This window comes from Cupriavidus sp. L7L, assembly GCF_004353535.1.
GTDB lineage: Bacteria > Pseudomonadota > Gammaproteobacteria > Burkholderiales > Burkholderiaceae > Cupriavidus > Cupriavidus oxalaticus_A.
Genome location: NZ_SMNY01000010.1, coordinates 308,289 through 324,228, shown reverse-complemented (window position 1 = coordinate 324,228; position 15,940 = coordinate 308,289). Strand labels below are relative to the sequence as shown.

The following is a 15,940-nucleotide window of genomic DNA, read 5'->3' as shown; positions in this document are numbered from 1 at the left end:
CATGCCGGGCAGTACTTTCTACAATCGCCCTTGTAACAAAGCTTTCGGCCCGGCCGCCCGCCTGCCCGCGCGCCGCACCGCAAAAGCGCCGTTCTGCTGGCATGGAGTTCGCATTGCGCTAGGGCCGCCGCAAGGCAACTTCCAGTCCGCACACCCAGAAGCCAATCGATGGCAGGAGCCGAACTTGAACGCGAACCCGTTTCCACTGGCCCCGGGTGCCAGGTCCGCCCTGCCCAGCCTGGCCCCGCTCGACTGCTTTGCCGCGCCTTCTTCACGGGCCTTCTCCTCCAACGACGAACATGCGCAGGACTACCTGTTCGGACCGGCCTGGCTGCCCGACGGACGCGTGCGCTTCCGCCTGTGGGCGCCCGACGCGGCCGAGCAAGGCCATCCCGTGCGGCTGGAGATCGCGGGCCTGGGACCGGTCCATATGGCGGCAGGGCCCAACGGCTGGTTCGAGGCGATCGTGCCGTGCTGCGAGGGCGCGCGTTACTGGTTCCGGCTCGACGACGGCACCACGGTGCCCGACCCGGCCTCGCGCTGGCAGGCAGACGACGTGCACGGCCCGAGCATCGTGCCGGCGCGCGACGCCGGTGCCTCGTACGCCTGGACCTGCCCCGACTGGCGCGGCCGGCCGTGGCATGAAGCCATCATCTACGAAATGCACGTTGGCCTGTGCGGCGGCTTTGCGGGCGCCGCGCAGCAATTGCCACGGCTGGCCGCGCTGGGCTTCACCGCCATCGAGCTGATGCCGGTGGCCGAGTTTCCCGGCGGACGCAACTGGGGCTATGACGGCGTGCTGCCGTTCGCGCCGGAGTCCGGCTATGGCACGCCGGACGAGCTGCGCGCGCTGGTCGACCGGGCGCACGCGCTCGGCCTGATGGTGCTGCTGGACGTGGTCTACAACCACTTCGGGCCTGAGGGCAACTACCTGCACCGCTATGCCAGCGCCTTCTTCCGCGCCGACCGGCGGACCCCGTGGGGCCCCGCCATCGATTTCCGGCGCCCGCAGGTACGGCGCTTCTTCACCGAGAATGCGCGCTACTGGCTGGAACAGTTCCGCTTTGACGGACTGCGGCTCGATGCGGTCCACGCCATCGAGGACGAAGGCTGGCTCGCGGCGCTGCCTGGCGAAGTACGCAGCATGCTGACCGATGGCGCCGGCGGCGACCGCCACCTGCACCTGGTGCTGGAGAACGACGACAACGACGCCGCGCTGCTGGCGCAGGGCTTCGACGCGCAATGGAACGATGACGCCCACCATGCGCTGCATGTGCTGCTGACCGGCGAGGACGACGGCTACTATCGCGACTACGCCATGCCCGCCGGCACTGTCGCTGCGGTCGATGCACGCGAGCATCGCCAACCCGCGCTGCGCCACCTCGCACGCGTACTGGCCGAAGGCTTCGCCTACCAGGGCGAGCCGTCGCAGCACCGTTCCGGCGGCGACACCGCCGCCGTCGCCAGCGCCGCCGTGTGCCGCGGCCAGCCCAGCGCGCATTTGCCGCCTACCGCTTTCGTCAGCTTTCTGCAGAACCACGACCAGGCCGGCAACCGCGCCTTCGGCGAACGGCTGGCCAGCCTGGCCGACCCGCGTGCGCTGCGCGCCGCGGTGGCGCTGCAGCTGCTTTGCCCGCAGGTGCCGTTGGTGTTCATGGGCGAAGAGACCGGCGCGCGGCAGCCATTCTTCTACTTCACCAGCCATCCGCCGGAGTTGGCCAGGGCCGTGCGCGAGGGCCGCCGCCGCGAATTCGCCGCCAGCGCGGCCTTCGGCGACGAGGCGCGTGCCGCCGCCATCCCCGACCCCAACGACCCGGCCACATTTGAAGCGTCGCGGCCGTCACTGGCGGACGACGCCGACTGGGCCCCCTACTACCGCGAACTGCTGTCGATCCGGCGGCGCGAACTGCTGCACCGGCTGCCGGGCTGCCAGTCTGCCGGCGTCGATATCCTCGGCCCCGCGGCGCTGTGCGCGCGCTGGCGGCTGGTGGACGGCATGGAGCTGAGCCTGTGGCTGAACCTGGGCGACGAAGCGGTGCCCGCCAGCCGCTCCTGCCGCGACCAGCGCACGGCGCTGCACGAGAGCGCACCGGGCGCCGCCGCGGAACTGTCCGCCGGCATGCTGCCGCCGCTGGCCTGCGTCGCCACCCTGTGCGAGCCCGCCGCGGCGCGCCCAAGGTAATGCCTGACGCGGCAGCCACCGCGCCGGCACCCGCGCGCGGCCTGCCGCGCGCCACCGCCCGGCTGCAGCTGCATCCTGGCTTCACCTTCGCCGATGCCGCCGGCGTGGTCGACTACTACGCCGCGCTTGGGGTCAGCCACCTGTACCTGTCGCCGGTCTGCGAGGCCAGGCCCGGCTCCACGCACGGCTACGACGTCACCGACTTCACCCGCGTGCGCGCGGAACTGGGCGGCGAGGCGGGCCTGAAGGCGCTGGCGGCGCGCGCGCGCAGTGCCGGCCTCGGCCTTATCGCCGATATCGTGCCCAACCACATGGCGGCGGACTGCACCCACAACGGCTGGTGGCGTGACGTGCTGGCGCACGGACGCGCCAGCCCCAATGCCGGCTGCTTCGATATCGACTGGACGCCGTGCGACCCGGCGCTGCATGGCAAGGTCCTGCTGCCGATCCTGGGGCAGTCGTACTGGGACACGGTCGTCGCCGGCGAGCTGCGGTGGGTGCCGGCCAGCGGCGAACGGCCAGCCCACGTACGCTACTTCGACCATGTGCTGCCGCTGGCGCCGGACAGCCTTGACGCGGAAGCCACCGCCAACGCCAACTGGTACGACACCACCCAGCCCGCCGGACGCACCCGGCTGCACGCGCTGCTGGAACGCCAGCACTACCGGCTGGCCTGGTGGCGCACCGCGGCCGCCTCGCTGAACTGGCGCCGCTTTTTCGAGATCAGCGACCTGGTGGGCGTGCGCGAGGAAGACCCGCAGGTCTTTGACGCGGTCCATGCACTGGTCTTCCGCCTGCTGCGCGAAGGCTGGATCGACGGCGTGCGCGTGGATCACGTCGACGGACTGGCCGATCCCGCCGGCTACTGCCGCCGGCTGCGCGCGGAGCTCGACCGGCACGCCGCGGCGCGACCGCCATTGCTGGCGCTGCAGCGCCCGTGGCTCGTGGTCGAGAAGATCCTTGGCAGCGGCGAGCGGCTGCCGCCGGACTGGCAGGTGGATGGCACCACGGGCTACGACTTCATGGACGACGTGGCCGCGGTGCTGCACGACGAGGCAGGCGAAGCCGCGCTGACCGCGCTGTGGGCGATGACCAGCGGCGACGCGCGCCCGTACGCCGCGCACGTGCGCGAGGCCCGTTGCCTGGTGCTGCGGCGGCACCTCGTCACCGAATGCGCGGGCGTGACCGCGCGCCTGCACGCCAGCGCACAGCGCGAGCCGGGCACGCGCGACCTCACGCTGGCGGCCCTGCGGCATGCGCTGATGGCGCTGATGGCGGCCGTGCAGGTCTACCGCAGCTACTACGACGCGCAGCCGTCGGCGCGCGACGCCGCCGCCGCGCATGCCGATGACGCCATGGTCGATCAGGCCCTGCAGTCCGCGCGCGGAAGCCTGGCGCCGGACGAGGTGGTGGCGCTGGCATTCATCGCCGGCTGCCTGCGCACGCAGGCGGCACCGGACAGCGACACCGGCGTGCTGCGCCGCCGCCTGCAGCAGCTGATGCCGGCGCTGGCGGCCAAGGCGGGCGAGGACACCGCGTTCTACCGTTATGGCCGGCTGCTGTCGCGCAACGAGGTGGGCAGCGACCCGGCGCAACTGGCCATGCCGCCGGCGCAGTTCCACGCCCGCATGGCTGCGCGCCGGCTGGCCGGCCCGCATGCGATGCTGGCCACAGCGACGCATGACCACAAGCGCGGCGAGGACGCGCGCATGCGGCTGGCCGTGCTCAGCGAGCTGCCGGGCACTTTCGCCGACGCGGTTGCCGCGTGGGAGCGCGACTGCGCGTCACTGGTGGCCACGCTGCCGCGCGCGCCCGACGCGGCCGACCGGCTGATGCTGTACCAGGCGCTGGTCGGGGCATGGCCGATGGATCCGATAGACCATTCCGGCGACGGGGCGCCGGTACCCGAAGCCTTGCTCGCACGGATTTCCGCTTGGCAGGTCAAGGCCATCCGCGAAGCCAAGCGCCACGGCAACTGGACCTGCCCCGATGCCGAATACGAAGCGGCATGCGAGGCCTTCCTGCGCGGGATCGCGGCGGCGTGGCCGCAGGGCGTGCTGGCGCAGATCGGCCGCTTCGCCGGGCGCATTGCCACCGCCGGCGCCGTGAACAGCCTGGCGCAGGTGCTGGTGCAGCTGACCGCCCCCGGCATTCCCGACCGCTACCAGGGCACCGAAGGCTGGGACCTGAGCCTGGTCGATCCGGACAACCGCCGCGCGCCGGACTACGTCCGGCTGCAGGCACGGCTGGCGTGCGGCGCGGGCTGGGCGCACTGGCTGGCACACTGGCACGACGGCAGGCTCAAGCAGCAGCTGGTGCGCCATGTGCTCGCGGCACGCGCCGCCGACCCCGCGCTGTTTGCCGACGGCCAGTACAGCATGCTGGCCGCGCAGGGCGCGCTGGCGCAGCAGGTGCTGGCGTTTGCGCGCAGCATCGACTCGCGCCAGGCCATCACCGTGGTCACGCGGCTGTCGGCGGCGCGGGTCGACCCGGCCGTGCCGCGCATTCCGCCGGCGTGCTGGGGCGACACCACGCTGAACCTTGGCGCGCCGCAGCCCGGCCGCTGGATCGACGCACTGACGGGTCACCGGCTCGATGCGCCCGCCGGGCGCCTGCGCCTGCGCGACGTGCTGGGCGGGCTGCCGGTAGCACTGCTGCTGCGCGAGCCCTGACGCGCGCGTCACAAGCGCGGCAATTGCGGAATCGGGGCTCGCGAAGCGAGCGGGGTCAGCGGCGGGCGCGGGGCGCCCGGCGCCGCATAGGGTCCTGGCAGTTCCTTCGGTCCATGCGGACGCTGCAGCCCGTGCGGCTCATGCGGGACCGCCTGGCCATGATGGAAGGGCTCGGCCCCGGCGGACGGATCGCGCTGGGCCTGGCTGGGCGAGGCACTGCGGTCCTGCGGCAGGTAGGGCCGGATCACGACGGCGACGTAGTCGTCTTCCTTCGGCGTCACCACGATATAGGCAAGGCCGGACATGACCAGCCCCACTTCGCCCAGTTCGGTGGCAATGCGCGCCACGATAAAGCGCTGCAGCAGCATCGGGTTGACGCTGTCGTCGATCGCAAGTGCCGCAGTGCAGATGGTCAGGAAGCAGCGCTCGACTTCGCGGCAGACCACCACCACTTCATCCAGCGCATAGCCGGAATGGCTGGCACGCACCAGCACCGAGACGCCGGAACTGGGCGCGGCGCGGTGCCAGCCGGGCTTGATCTTGAAACTGGGGAGCGTCAACCCCGAGCCCGTATCCTGCGCGACTGTATTGAAGCGCTGGGCGAAGTCCAGCGGAGTGATCGCGAGCAGCTGGCGTTCGACCGGCGCCGAGGAGACCGACACCGAAGAGGCCAGGACGACGGTGGACAGGATGCTGGCGAAATTCATTTCTACCCTCGCAACAGGATGTGCCGCTCCCCCCGGCCGGCTGCGCTGATGGGCCCGTCGGCATGCGGCAAACGGGACTGCCGCGGCGTGGGGCCGGCGTGGCGGGTTGTGCTCGGCGGCACATGCCGTACGCCAGTTCTGGCCAGCATTGCTTTCACTATAGACAGGTCCGCACACAAGCACACGGCACCACGCAAGCGGCGCGCCACCTGTCGCGGTGCCTCCGCCGCGGGCGGCCCCGACGGCACCACCCCGACGGCACCATTTACGCCCGCCAGTGGGACGCATGCACTTTCTGCAGCTACTGTAAAAAGTACGGCGCGCGCCGTCGGCGAAACGCCGCCGCATGGTCCGCCACGCTGCGGCGCAACGCGCACAACCAGCCCTTACGGCCGGCGGGAACGGAGCTTGCAGGTCTTTGGGGCAGGTGCGGGCAACGTTGCGCAGCCCGCCGCTCATGCAGTACGGTGCGCCGTACAGGAGGATCGCCATGAAATTACGTACTCGCTCCCGCATTCGCCGCCTGGCGCTGCCGCTGGCGGTACTGATTATGGCAGTTGCGCCGGCGGCGCCAGCCGCACCCGCCGATGCGCCAGCGGCTCCATCCTCGACGGGCCGCACCGCCGCGCCGCGCGACACCGAAATCGCCAGCGACCGTGCCATTACGTCGGAAGTCCGTGCGCGCCTGGCGAACGCCCGCACGCTGGACCCGGCGAAGATCCGCGTGTCCACCATGGACGGCGTCGTCAAGCTTGAAGGCTCGGTGCGGGACGACAAGCAGCGCGTCATGGCCATGGAACTGGCGCGCTCGGTGCGCGGCGTGACCGCGGTATCCGACGAACTGCGTGCCGGTACGGACTGACGACGCAGATACGTGAAATTGCCCCTGGAGACACCATGAGCACCCATCGCCAACCCGACCATGACACCACCCGGCGCCGCAGCGAGCCGCGGCCGGACCCGCACAAGGGCGGGCCCGACACCGAGCATGAGCGCGGCAAGCCGGGACGCGACCGCCGCCACGACGTCGAGCGCGAGCACGACATTCCCGACGAGAACGGCGTGCCGCCTTCGGTCAGGCGCCGCAGCGGCAATCCGGAGGAAAGCGAACCCCCGGTGGAGAACACCTGACGGCTGCCGGGAAGCCACACCGGACCGCACAGGAGAGACTAAAGGAGAAAGCATGAGCAAGACCGTACGTACCGGCGCCCGCCACAGGGACCGTGTCGGCAGCACCAGCGGCACGCGGCGCGACGGCGCGCAAGCTTCCGCCGGCGGCGGCCGCCCGCGCGACAAGACCGCGACGGGCGCCGCGCGGGCGCAGGCCGGCAATATCCCGAGCACGCTGGACCCTGATCTCGAGCAAGAGCCCAGCGACATCGAGAGCGAGATCGAGCAGCGCGACGAAGACGCGCACATGCCGCCGGAAGACGAAATCCCGGAAGAAGAGATTGCCGACGAAGTGGTGCGCGCGGCCGAAGGCCTGCCGGCCGAGGTGCCGGTCGACAAGGCCGACCGTACCGACGACCGCGAAGAGCACCCGCCGAACCCGCCCCGGGTCAACAAGGACTGAAGCGCAGGGCAGAAAAAAGGGCGGCCTTGCCGCCCTTGCCATTCTCCCGAGCTCTCCCCCGCCCCTACTCGGAAGCCAGCAACCCGTAGCGCTGCACGCGGATGTGGTTGATCACGTCCTGCACGCCGAACACGCGCTCCGCAATGTCCTCGATATCGTACTTGGTGCGGCGGTCGTTGACCTTGCCTTCCAGCGTCACCACGCCCTCCTGCACGCGGACTTCGACATCGCTGACATCGAGTTCGTCATCGCGCGCCAGCCGGTTGCAGACATCGTCGTGGATGCGGTCGTCGTCGCGCCGGTAGTTGCGTGGGCCGGCGGGACGGCGCTGCGTGGGGGCGTCCCACTCGTCGCCAAGGTCGCCAATGTCGCCATAGCCGCGCGCCTCGCGCTCATAGCGCTCGTCCTGCCAGCGCCGATAGCCATAGCGCTCTGGCTCGCCATAGCCGCCATGGCCGCCATCGCGCTCATTGCGCTGGTAGCGGCCTCGGCCCGCGCCCGCCGGACTACGCCGCGACCATTCGTCCTCGTAGCGGGCGTCGTCGCCGCCACGGCTGGCATAAGTACGCTCGGCCGGCCAGCGCCATTCCTCGACGTACAGTCCATACCACTCTTCGTCGCCTGGCGTTACGTCCTGGGTCTGGTCGCGGGGAAGACGCTCCGCGGCATTGCCATAGCGGCCGCCGCTGAGTTCTCGCTGGCGCCGGTTGCGCGACTCGGCCGGAATGCCGCTGTAGCCCTGTTCGTTGCCGCCATATTGCTTGTCGGGGCGCCTGCGCAGGTAGTTGTCGTCGCTCTGTCTCATCGTCGTGCTCCTATGTTTGCCGGATGCTTGGCCTCTGTTTGCCTATGCTTCGGCACGGATCTCCGGGCCCGCGGCGGCCGAAGGTGCTTCTGCCAACGGCACTTCGAAGCAGGCCAGCAACGGCAGGTGGTCCGAGGCAACGCGCGCCAGCGGCGAGCGGTGGCTGGCCACCGAGACCAGGTGCGCGCGCGGCGAGACCCAGATCCGGTCCAGCGCGAATATCGGCATGCGCGAAGGAAACGTCGCCGTGTGCGGGGTATGTTCGAAATACGCGTGCAGCCAGCGCAGCGGGCGCCCCCACAAGAACCACTCGTTGACGTCGCCCAGCAGGATGGTGGGCAACGGCGGCGCCGCGGCCACGTAGTTCAGCAATTGCTGCACCTGGTGGCGCCGTTCGCCGGGGCGCAGGCCCAGGTGCGTGGCAATGACGCGCAGCGCGCTGGCGTGCCCCGATGCGGTACAGGCAAGCGTGACGTCGATCGCGCCGCGCGCCTCGCAGCCCTTCACCGTGAGGTCGATCTGGTTGACCGCCTGCGGCGCAAAGCGCGTCAGCAGCGCATTGCCGAAATCCGCATTGCCGCGCACGCGGGTAAAGCCCGACACCACGTGCATGCCGGTGTGCCCGGCCAGGTATTCGAGCGTGTGGTCGTTGCTGCTGCCCGACTCGACTTCCTGCAGCGCGACGATATCGGCGCCCAGTTCTTCCAGCACCGCGGCGATCCGGTCGGGCCGGTAACGGCGGTCGGTACCGACGGCGCGATGGATGTTGTAGCTGACCACCGTCATGCGCGCGAGCCCGGCGGACCGAGTGGGTCCGCAGTTCAGCGCCTGGCTGGCATCCGGCACGCTGAACTGGTCGTTGGCCGCTTGCGCGCTGTGGAGTCCGTGCGCTTGCGCAGGAATTACAAGAGGCGGTAAGTCCGGTTGCATTCGCATTTTGCCGCGCGCCTTCCCCGCTGGAAAGGCTGGAAAGGCCGCTGCCGGCGCGGCATGATGCCGCGCACCTGGCTAGCGGCCGTTGCGAAAATCGCAGTCAGGCGATCAACATCAGGCACCGTCCAGGAACTGGCTGCGCGGGCCAAGGCGGCGGCCCAGTTCCGGGCTGACCCAGCGCGTGCCTTCCATGTACGGATCAGCCGTGCGCTGCACAGGCGCGGTGGTCATGCCAGGTTGCGCCGGCACGGTAGAAGGCTGGGCCTCGGGCGCGGGCGCGAGGTCCTGGCGCGTGGGAGCGTTGGCGCCCTGCGTGTATGGATCGAACTTGTCGGTGCTGCGTGCGCCCTGCGAATAAGGATCATAGGTGCCGCGCGGCGTGCCAGGCGTCATCTGCGCCATGGCGGGAATCGCAGCGGCGGCGAGCGCGATGGCGGCGAGGAGCCGGCTGGGTCGGATATGCTTCATGGTTACCTCCGTTCAGGGCGCGATGTGCGCGCCAGCAACCATGAGCAAGCGAAAGGCGTGCCTGTGCCGTGTGGCCCTGGCTACGCCCTCGCCTGCGGCAAGGAGCTCAGGCCATGCTGACCTTGCCTGGCGCGCCGGCCTGCTCCGTCTCCGCCTTGCCGCGCGCCAGCACCGGCACCAGCGCTGCGCCGGTATGGCTGGCCTGGATCCGCGCCAGCGACTCCGGATCGGCCGCGCCGACGATGGTGCCGCCGCCCGCGCCGCCTTCCGGTCCCAGGTCGATGATCCAGTCGGCCTCGGCGATCACGTCGAGGTCATGCTCGATCACCACCACGCTGTGGCCGCCGTCGGTGAGGCGATGCAGCACGCGGATCAGGCGCGCCACGTCGGCCATGTGCAGGCCGACGGTAGGCTCGTCCAGCACGTACAGCGTGTGCGGCGCCTTCTGGCCGCGGCGGGTGATGTCGTCGCGCACCTTGCTCAGTTCGGTGACCAGCTTGATGCGCTGCGCCTCGCCGCCGGACAGCGTCGGCGATGGCTGGCCCAGTGTCAGGTAGCCCAGCCCCACGTCCTTCATCAGCTGCAGCGGGTGCGCAATATTGGACATCGATGCAAAAAATTCCACTGCCTCATCGATCTCCATGGTCAGCACGTCGCCGATGTTTTTGCCGCGCCAGGTGACGGCGAGCGTCTCGGGATTGAAGCGCTGTCCGTGGCAGACGTCGCATGGCACTTTCACGTCCGGCAGGAAGCTCATGCCGATGGTGCGCACGCCCTGCCCTTCGCACGCGGGACAGCGGCCATCGCCGGTGTTGAAAGAGAAGCGCGACGCGGTATAGCCGCGCGCACGCGCCTCGAGCGTATCGGCGAACAGCCGTCGGATCGTGTCCCATACGCCGATGTACGTCGCCGGGCAGGAACGCGGGGTCTTGCCGATCGGGGTCTGGTCGACTTCGAGCACGCGATCGATCGATTCCCAGCCGGTGATGGCCTCGCAGCCATACCAGTCGTGGTCGACCTTGAGCGGCTTCCTTGCCGTCGACTTGCTCGTCCTGGCCTCTTCCCTGGCCGCATTGCGCGCGCGGCGCGTGGCCGGCGACGACAGCACCGAGCGGCCCACCGCATCGAGCAGGTTCGTCATCAGCACGTCGCGCGCCAGCGTCGACTTGCCCGAGCCTGACACGCCGGTGATCGCCACCAGCCGCGACAGCGGGATGCGCGCGTTCACGTTGCGCAGGTTGTGCAGCGAAGCGCCGTGCACTGTCAGCCATTCGGCCGGGTCGGCCGGCTTGCCGGCCGCGCCCGGCTGCACCGGGCGGCGCGCCTGCAGCGGGTGGATGATCGGCTGTGCCAGGAACTGGCCGGTGGTGGAAGCCGGCGCCGCGGCAAGCTCCGCCACGCTGCCCTGCGCCACCAGAGTGCCGCCGCGCTTGCCCGCGCCGGGGCCGATGTCGATGATGTGGTCGGCGCGGCGGATGGTGTCTTCGTCATGCTCGACCACCACCAGCGTATTGCCCTTGTCGCCCAGCTTGCGCAGCGCATCGAGCAGGATCTGGTTGTCGCGCGGGTGCAGGCCGATGGTGGGCTCGTCCAGCACGTAGCACACGCCCTGCAGGTTGCTGCCGAGCTGCGCCGCGAGCCGGATGCGCTGCGCCTCGCCGCCGGACAGGCTGGGCGCGGCGCGGTCCAGGCTCAGGTAGCCCAGGCCCACTTCCTCCAGGAACTGCAGGCGGCTGCCGATCTCGCTGACCACGTCGCGCGCGATCTCGGCGTCGCGGCCGGCCAGGCGCAGGCCGTCGACCCAGCGGCGCGTATCGGACACGGTCCATTGCGCCACGTCGACGATGGCCTGCGTGTCGAACGTGACCGCGCGCGCCACCGGGTTCAGGCGCGTGCCATGGCAGTCGGGGCACGGCGCTTCGCCCACGCCTTCCGGTTCCAGCTCCTCCGACGGCAGGCTCTGCTCGCGGCCGCGGTTGTCGTCGGCCAGCACGGTATCGTCGAACGCCGCGCGCTGCTCGCGCGTCAGCGCCAGGCCGGTGCCGACGCAACTGCCGCACCAGCCGTGCTTGCTGTTGTACGAGAACATGCGCGGGTCGAGTTCCGGATAGCTGGTGCCGCACTCGGGGCAGGCGCGCTTGGTCGAGAACACCTTGACCTCGCCCACGTGCGCGGTGCCGCCGTTGGTCATGGCGTGGCCCAGCCCGTCGAGCGGCGCCAGCAGGTGCATCACGCCCTTGCCCGCTTCCAGGGCCTGCGCCAGCAGTGCGCGCAGTTGCGGCTCGTGCTCCGGCGTGATGACCAGGTCGCCGACTGGCAGCTCGATGGTGTGCTCGCGGAAACGGTCCAGGCGCGGCCACGGATCGACCGGCAGGAACTCGCCATCGACGCGCAGGTGTGTATTGCCGCGCGCCTTGGCCCATTTCGCCAGGTCGGTATAAACGCCCTTGCGGTTGACCACCAGCGGCGCGAGGAAACCAACGTGCTCGCCGCGATGGTCGCGCAGCAACTGCGCGGCGATCGATTCCGGGCTCTGCGACGTCACCGGCGCGCCGTCATGCACGCAGTGCTGGATGCCCAGCTTCACGTACAGCAGGCGCAGGAAGTGCCAGACTTCCGACGTGGTCGCCACCGTGCTCTTGCGGCCGCCGCGCGACAGGCGCTGCTCGATCGCGACGGTGGGCGGGATGCCGTAGACCGCATCGACCTCTGGCCGGCCCGCCGGCTGCACGATCGAGCGCGCATAGGCGTTGAGCGATTCCAGGTAGCGGCGCTGGCCTTCGTGGAACAGGATGTCGAACGCCAGCGTCGACTTGCCCGACCCGGACACGCCGGTGACGACGTTGAACTTGCCGTGCGGGATATCGACGTTGAGCGACTTCAGGTTGTGCTCGTGCGCGTTGACGATGCGCACCACGTCCTCGCCCTCGATCTCGCGGCGCGCGCGGCGGGCCTGCAAGACCGCCTGCAGCGGCACGCCTTCGGACTCGGTGCCGGCGGCACGTTCCGCGGCCAGCATGCCGGCTTCGCCGAGCGCGGCGTCATAGTGGATCAGCGCCTGGCCGGTATGCGACTCGGCGCAGCCTTTCACGTCTTCCGGCGTGCCGGTGCAGACTACCCGGCCGCCGGCATCGCCGCCTTCGGGGCCCAGGTCGATCAGCCAGTCGGCGGCGCGGATCACGTCGAGGTTGTGCTCGATCACGATCAGCGAATGGCCGCTGTCGAGCAGCTTGCCGAAGGCCAGCATCAGCTTGGCGATATCGTCGAAGTGCAAACCCGTGGTCGGCTCGTCGAACATGAACAGCCGGCGCGGCAGTGTATTGCCGCGCGTGCGCGACGGCGTGGCCTGCGCGGCTTCGGCCAGGAAGCCGGCCAGCTTCAGGCGCTGCGCCTCGCCGCCCGACAGCGTCGGCACGGGCTGGCCCAGCTTCATGTATTCGAGCCCGACATCGACAATGGGCTGCAGCACGCGCAGCACCGCGGCATCGCCGGCAAAGTAGGACGCAGCTTCGCTGACGGTCAGCTCCAGCACGTCGGCGATGCTGAGCGCGCGCGGCGGCTGCCCGGCGATGGCGCGCTCGATCTTCACCTCCAGCACTTCGGGTCGATAGCGGGTGCCGTCGCAATCCGGGCAGCGCAGGTAGACGTCGCTGAGGAACTGCATCTCGACGTGCTCGAAGCCCGAGCCGCCGCAGGTCGGGCAGCGCCCGTCGCCGGAGTTGAAGCTGAAGGTGCCCGCGGTATAGCTGCGCTGCAGCGCCATCGGCGCCCTGGCGAAGATCTTGCGGATCTCGTCGAACGCGCCGACATAGCTGGCCGGGTTGGAGCGCGCGGTCTTGCCGATCGGCGACTGGTCGACGAAGACCACGTCATCGACCAGGTCCGCGCCGCTCAGCTTGCGGTACGCCCCCGGCGCTTCGGTCGCCTTGCCGAAATGCCGAGCCATCGCCGGATGCAGCACGTCCTGCAGCAGCGTGGACTTGCCCGAGCCGGACACGCCGGTCACGCACACCAGCCGCTGCAGGGGGATCTCGACGGTGACGTCCTGCAGGTTGTGCTCGGTCGCGCCTTCCAGCACGATGCGCGGCAGCGCGTGGTCGACGGGGCGGCGTTGCCAGTGCGAGGCATCGGCCACGCGGCGGCGCCCGCCGAGATAGGCACCGGTCAGCGTGTCGGCATTGCGGATATCGGACGGCGTGCCGTCGAAAATGATATTGCCGCCGCGCTCGCCCGGGCCGGGGCCCATGTCGATCAGGCGGTCCGCGGCGAGCATCACCGACGGATCGTGCTCCACCACCACCAGCGTGTTGCCCGCGTCGCGCAGCCGGTGCATGGCCTCGACGATGCGGTTCAGGTCGCGCGGGTGCAGGCCGATGCTGGGCTCGTCCAGCACGAACAGCGTGTTGACCAGCGAGGTGCCGAGTGCGGTGGTCAGGTTGATGCGCTGCACTTCGCCGCCGGACAGCGTGCGGCTCTGGCGGTCCAGCGTCAGGTAGCCAAGGCCGACGTCGCACAGGTACTTCAGCCGCGTGCGCACCTCGGCCAGCAGCAGCTTGAGCGCGTCGTCCAGCATCGCGCTGGGCAGCGTCAGCTCGTCGAAGAAGCGGCGGATGCGCTCGATCGGCAGCAGCATCAGGTCGTGCACGGTCAGGCCAGGCAGCGCTTCGAGCTGCGTTCGGTCCCAGTCCACGCCGCGCGGCAAGAAGCGGCGCCCGGCCGCCAGCACCGCGTCGGCATTGTCCTTCGAGCCCAGGCGCCACAGCAGCGACTCGGTTTTCAGGCGCGCGCCGCCGCAGGTTTCGCACGGGGTGTAGCTGCGGTACTTGGAGAGCAGCACCCGGATGTGCATCTTGTACGCCTTCGACTCCAGGTAGCTGAAGAACCGCATCACGCCGTACCACTGCTTGTTCCACTGGCCGTTCCAGTCGGGCGAGCCATGGACAACCCAGTGGCGCTCGGCCTCGGTCATGTCGGCCCAGGGCGTGTCGCGCGGGATGCCGGCCTTGCCGGCGTAGCGCATCAGGTCGTCCTGGCATTCTTTCCAGGCAGGGGTCTGCATCGGCTTGATCGCGCCTTCGCGCAGCGACTTGCGCGCATCGGGGATGACCAGCCCTAGGTCGACCCCGATCACGCGGCCGAAGCCCCGGCAGGTTTCGCAGGCACCGTAGGCGGAGTTGAACGAGAACAGCGCGGGTTGCGGGTCGGCATAGCGCAGGTCGCTGTCCGGGCTATGCAGGCCGGTGGAGAAGCGCCACACGGGGCCGTCGCGGCCATCGGTCCCATCGGCCAGCACATAGATGTTGACGCGTCCGCCGCCGCGCTTGAGCGAGGCTTCGATCGCCTCCACCACGCGCACTTTTTCGGCATTGCCGATGCGGAAGCGGTCAGCCACCACGTCGAGCAGCTTGCGCGCGCCGGTGGGCGACTGCACCACACGCTGCGCCTGCACGCGCGTGTAGCCGCTGACGGAGAGCCACTGCTGGACCTCTTCGTCGGTGGTCGATTCCGGCAGCTCCACCGGGAACGTCACCACCAGCCGCGCATCGTGGTGCGGCTGCCCTTGCGCCGTGCGCCCCAGCAGCTCGGCGTAGATCGTCTCCGGCGTGTCATGGCGCACCGGCTGCGCGGTCTGCTTGTCGAACAGCTCCGCCGCGCGCGCGTACAGCAGCTTCAGGTGGTCGTTCAGCTCCGTCATCGTGCCGACCGTCGAGCGCGAGCTGCGCACCGGGTTGGTCTGGTCGATGGCGATCGCCGGCGGCACGCCGTCGACGCGCTCCACCTGCGGGCGGTCCATCCGGTCCAGGAACTGGCGCGCGTAGGCGCTGAAGGTCTCGACGTAGCGGCGCTGGCCCTCGGCATAGAGCGTGTCGAACACCAGGCTGGACTTGCCCGATCCCGACGGTCCGGTGACCACGGTCATCTCGCCGGGGCGCAGGTCGAGATCGACATCCTTGAGGTTGTGCTGGCGGGCGCCGCGAATGCGAATCAGCTGCTTGCTCGACACGATTTTTTCTTTCGGATCAATGCGTTAAAGGAGGGACAGGCGTGAACGAGGGGTGCCCAGGGGCCAGGCAGGCCTGGAGCAAAACCACCATAGCACGGGGCCTGGGCAGGTCCCGAGAAGGTGTAGTCCATGCACTGTACATCCATACAGTGTAACAGTTTGGAAAAGGATTCGTATCGATTGCGTCGCTCGCTTTCGTCGCTCGCTTTCAGAGGATTGACGGTGCTGCGCTATGGCGGCGGCGGTTTCATGAAGCCGCCCCCTCTGCTCAAATTCGTCGATTTGCCATTTATCGATTATCGATATACGATATGATCCAATCCTTCAGATGTTCCGACACCGCTGCACTGTTCGACGGCCATTACGTCGCCCGCTTTGCGAGCAACGAGTTCGTTGCCCAGCGCAAGCTGGAGATGCTTGATGACGCCGCCACGTTGGGTGCGCTGCGCTTTCCGCCGGGCAACCGCCTGGAAAAACTAGGCGGTGATCGCAAGGGACGCCACAGCCTCCGCATCAACGGCCAGTGGAGAGTCTGCTTCATCTGGACCCATGACGGCCCCGCGGCTGTCGAGATCATCGACTACCACTGAGGACAG

General features: G+C 69.6%; 10 protein-coding genes and 1 pseudogene. 6 read left to right on the top strand and 5 right to left on the bottom strand.

Annotation, left to right across the window (positions count from 1 at the left end):
* Nucleotides 1–184: 184 nt before the first annotated feature.
* Both treZ and treY read left to right on the top strand, forming a co-directional pair.
* Nucleotides 185–2,182 carry a malto-oligosyltrehalose trehalohydrolase gene (treZ, locus tag E1J61_RS13195; protein ID WP_133094496.1) on the top strand — a complete coding sequence of 666 codons (1,998 nt, stop codon included), beginning with the start codon at nucleotides 185–187 and terminating at the stop codon, nucleotides 2,180–2,182.
* Nucleotides 2,182–4,854 carry a malto-oligosyltrehalose synthase gene (gene treY / locus E1J61_RS13190; RefSeq protein ID WP_133094495.1) on the top strand — a complete coding sequence of 891 codons (2,673 nt, stop codon included), beginning with the start codon at nucleotides 2,182–2,184 and terminating at the stop codon, nucleotides 4,852–4,854. Before treZ ends, treY begins: the two co-directional genes overlap by 1 nt.
* A gap of 179 nt (nucleotides 4,855–5,033) precedes the next feature.
* Here the strand turns inward: treY and E1J61_RS13185 are convergent.
* Nucleotides 5,034–5,561, bottom strand: a pseudogene (locus E1J61_RS13185) (malto-oligosyltrehalose synthase); the annotation flags it as partial.
* A gap of 490 nt (nucleotides 5,562–6,051) precedes the next feature.
* Here E1J61_RS13185 and E1J61_RS13180 point away from each other — a divergent pair.
* The 3 genes from E1J61_RS13180 to E1J61_RS13170 are packed head-to-tail and all read left to right on the top strand — an operon-like array spanning nucleotide 6,052 to nucleotide 7,134.
* Nucleotides 6,052–6,423 (top strand): BON domain-containing protein, encoded by a 372-nt coding sequence (locus E1J61_RS13180; RefSeq protein WP_133094494.1) that lies wholly within the window; start codon nucleotides 6,052–6,054, stop codon nucleotides 6,421–6,423.
* A gap of 35 nt (nucleotides 6,424–6,458) precedes the next feature.
* Nucleotides 6,459–6,692, top strand: a complete 234-nt coding sequence (locus tag E1J61_RS13175; protein ID WP_133094493.1) for a hypothetical protein — start codon at nucleotides 6,459–6,461, stop codon at nucleotides 6,690–6,692.
* 52 nt (nucleotides 6,693–6,744) lie between these two features.
* The gene (locus tag E1J61_RS13170) at nucleotides 6,745–7,134 is read left to right on the top strand and encodes a hypothetical protein (RefSeq protein ID WP_133094492.1); all 390 of its coding nucleotides are present in this window, start codon (nucleotides 6,745–6,747) and stop codon (nucleotides 7,132–7,134) included.
* A gap of 64 nt (nucleotides 7,135–7,198) precedes the next feature.
* On the opposite strand, the gene E1J61_RS13165 is transcribed toward E1J61_RS13170, so the two are convergent.
* The 4 genes from E1J61_RS13165 to uvrA all read right to left on the bottom strand — a co-directional run bounded on the left by E1J61_RS13165 (nucleotide 7,199) and on the right by uvrA (nucleotide 15,344).
* Nucleotides 7,199–7,939: a BON domain-containing protein gene (locus E1J61_RS13165; protein WP_133094491.1), complete on the bottom strand. Its 741-nt coding sequence runs from the start codon at nucleotides 7,937–7,939 to the stop codon at nucleotides 7,199–7,201.
* 42 nt (nucleotides 7,940–7,981) lie between these two features.
* Nucleotides 7,982–8,875 carry an endonuclease/exonuclease/phosphatase family protein gene (locus E1J61_RS13160; RefSeq protein WP_133094490.1) on the bottom strand — a complete coding sequence of 298 codons (894 nt, stop codon included), beginning with the start codon at nucleotides 8,873–8,875 and terminating at the stop codon, nucleotides 7,982–7,984.
* 111 nt (nucleotides 8,876–8,986) lie between these two features.
* On the bottom strand, nucleotides 8,987–9,340 hold the full coding sequence (locus E1J61_RS13155; protein ID WP_133094489.1) for an endonuclease: 354 nt from the start codon (nucleotides 9,338–9,340) through the stop codon (nucleotides 8,987–8,989).
* A 106-nt stretch (nucleotides 9,341–9,446) separates the two neighbouring features.
* A complete protein-coding gene (uvrA, locus tag E1J61_RS13150; RefSeq protein ID WP_133094488.1) occupies nucleotides 9,447–15,344 on the bottom strand; it encodes an excinuclease ABC subunit UvrA in 5,898 nt (1,965 codons plus the stop codon).
* A gap of 311 nt (nucleotides 15,345–15,655) precedes the next feature.
* Here uvrA and E1J61_RS13145 point away from each other — a divergent pair, with 311 nt between their 5' ends.
* A complete protein-coding gene (locus E1J61_RS13145; protein ID WP_133094487.1) occupies nucleotides 15,656–15,934 on the top strand; it encodes a type II toxin-antitoxin system RelE/ParE family toxin in 279 nt (92 codons plus the stop codon).
* Nucleotides 15,935–15,940 lie beyond the last annotated feature (6 nt).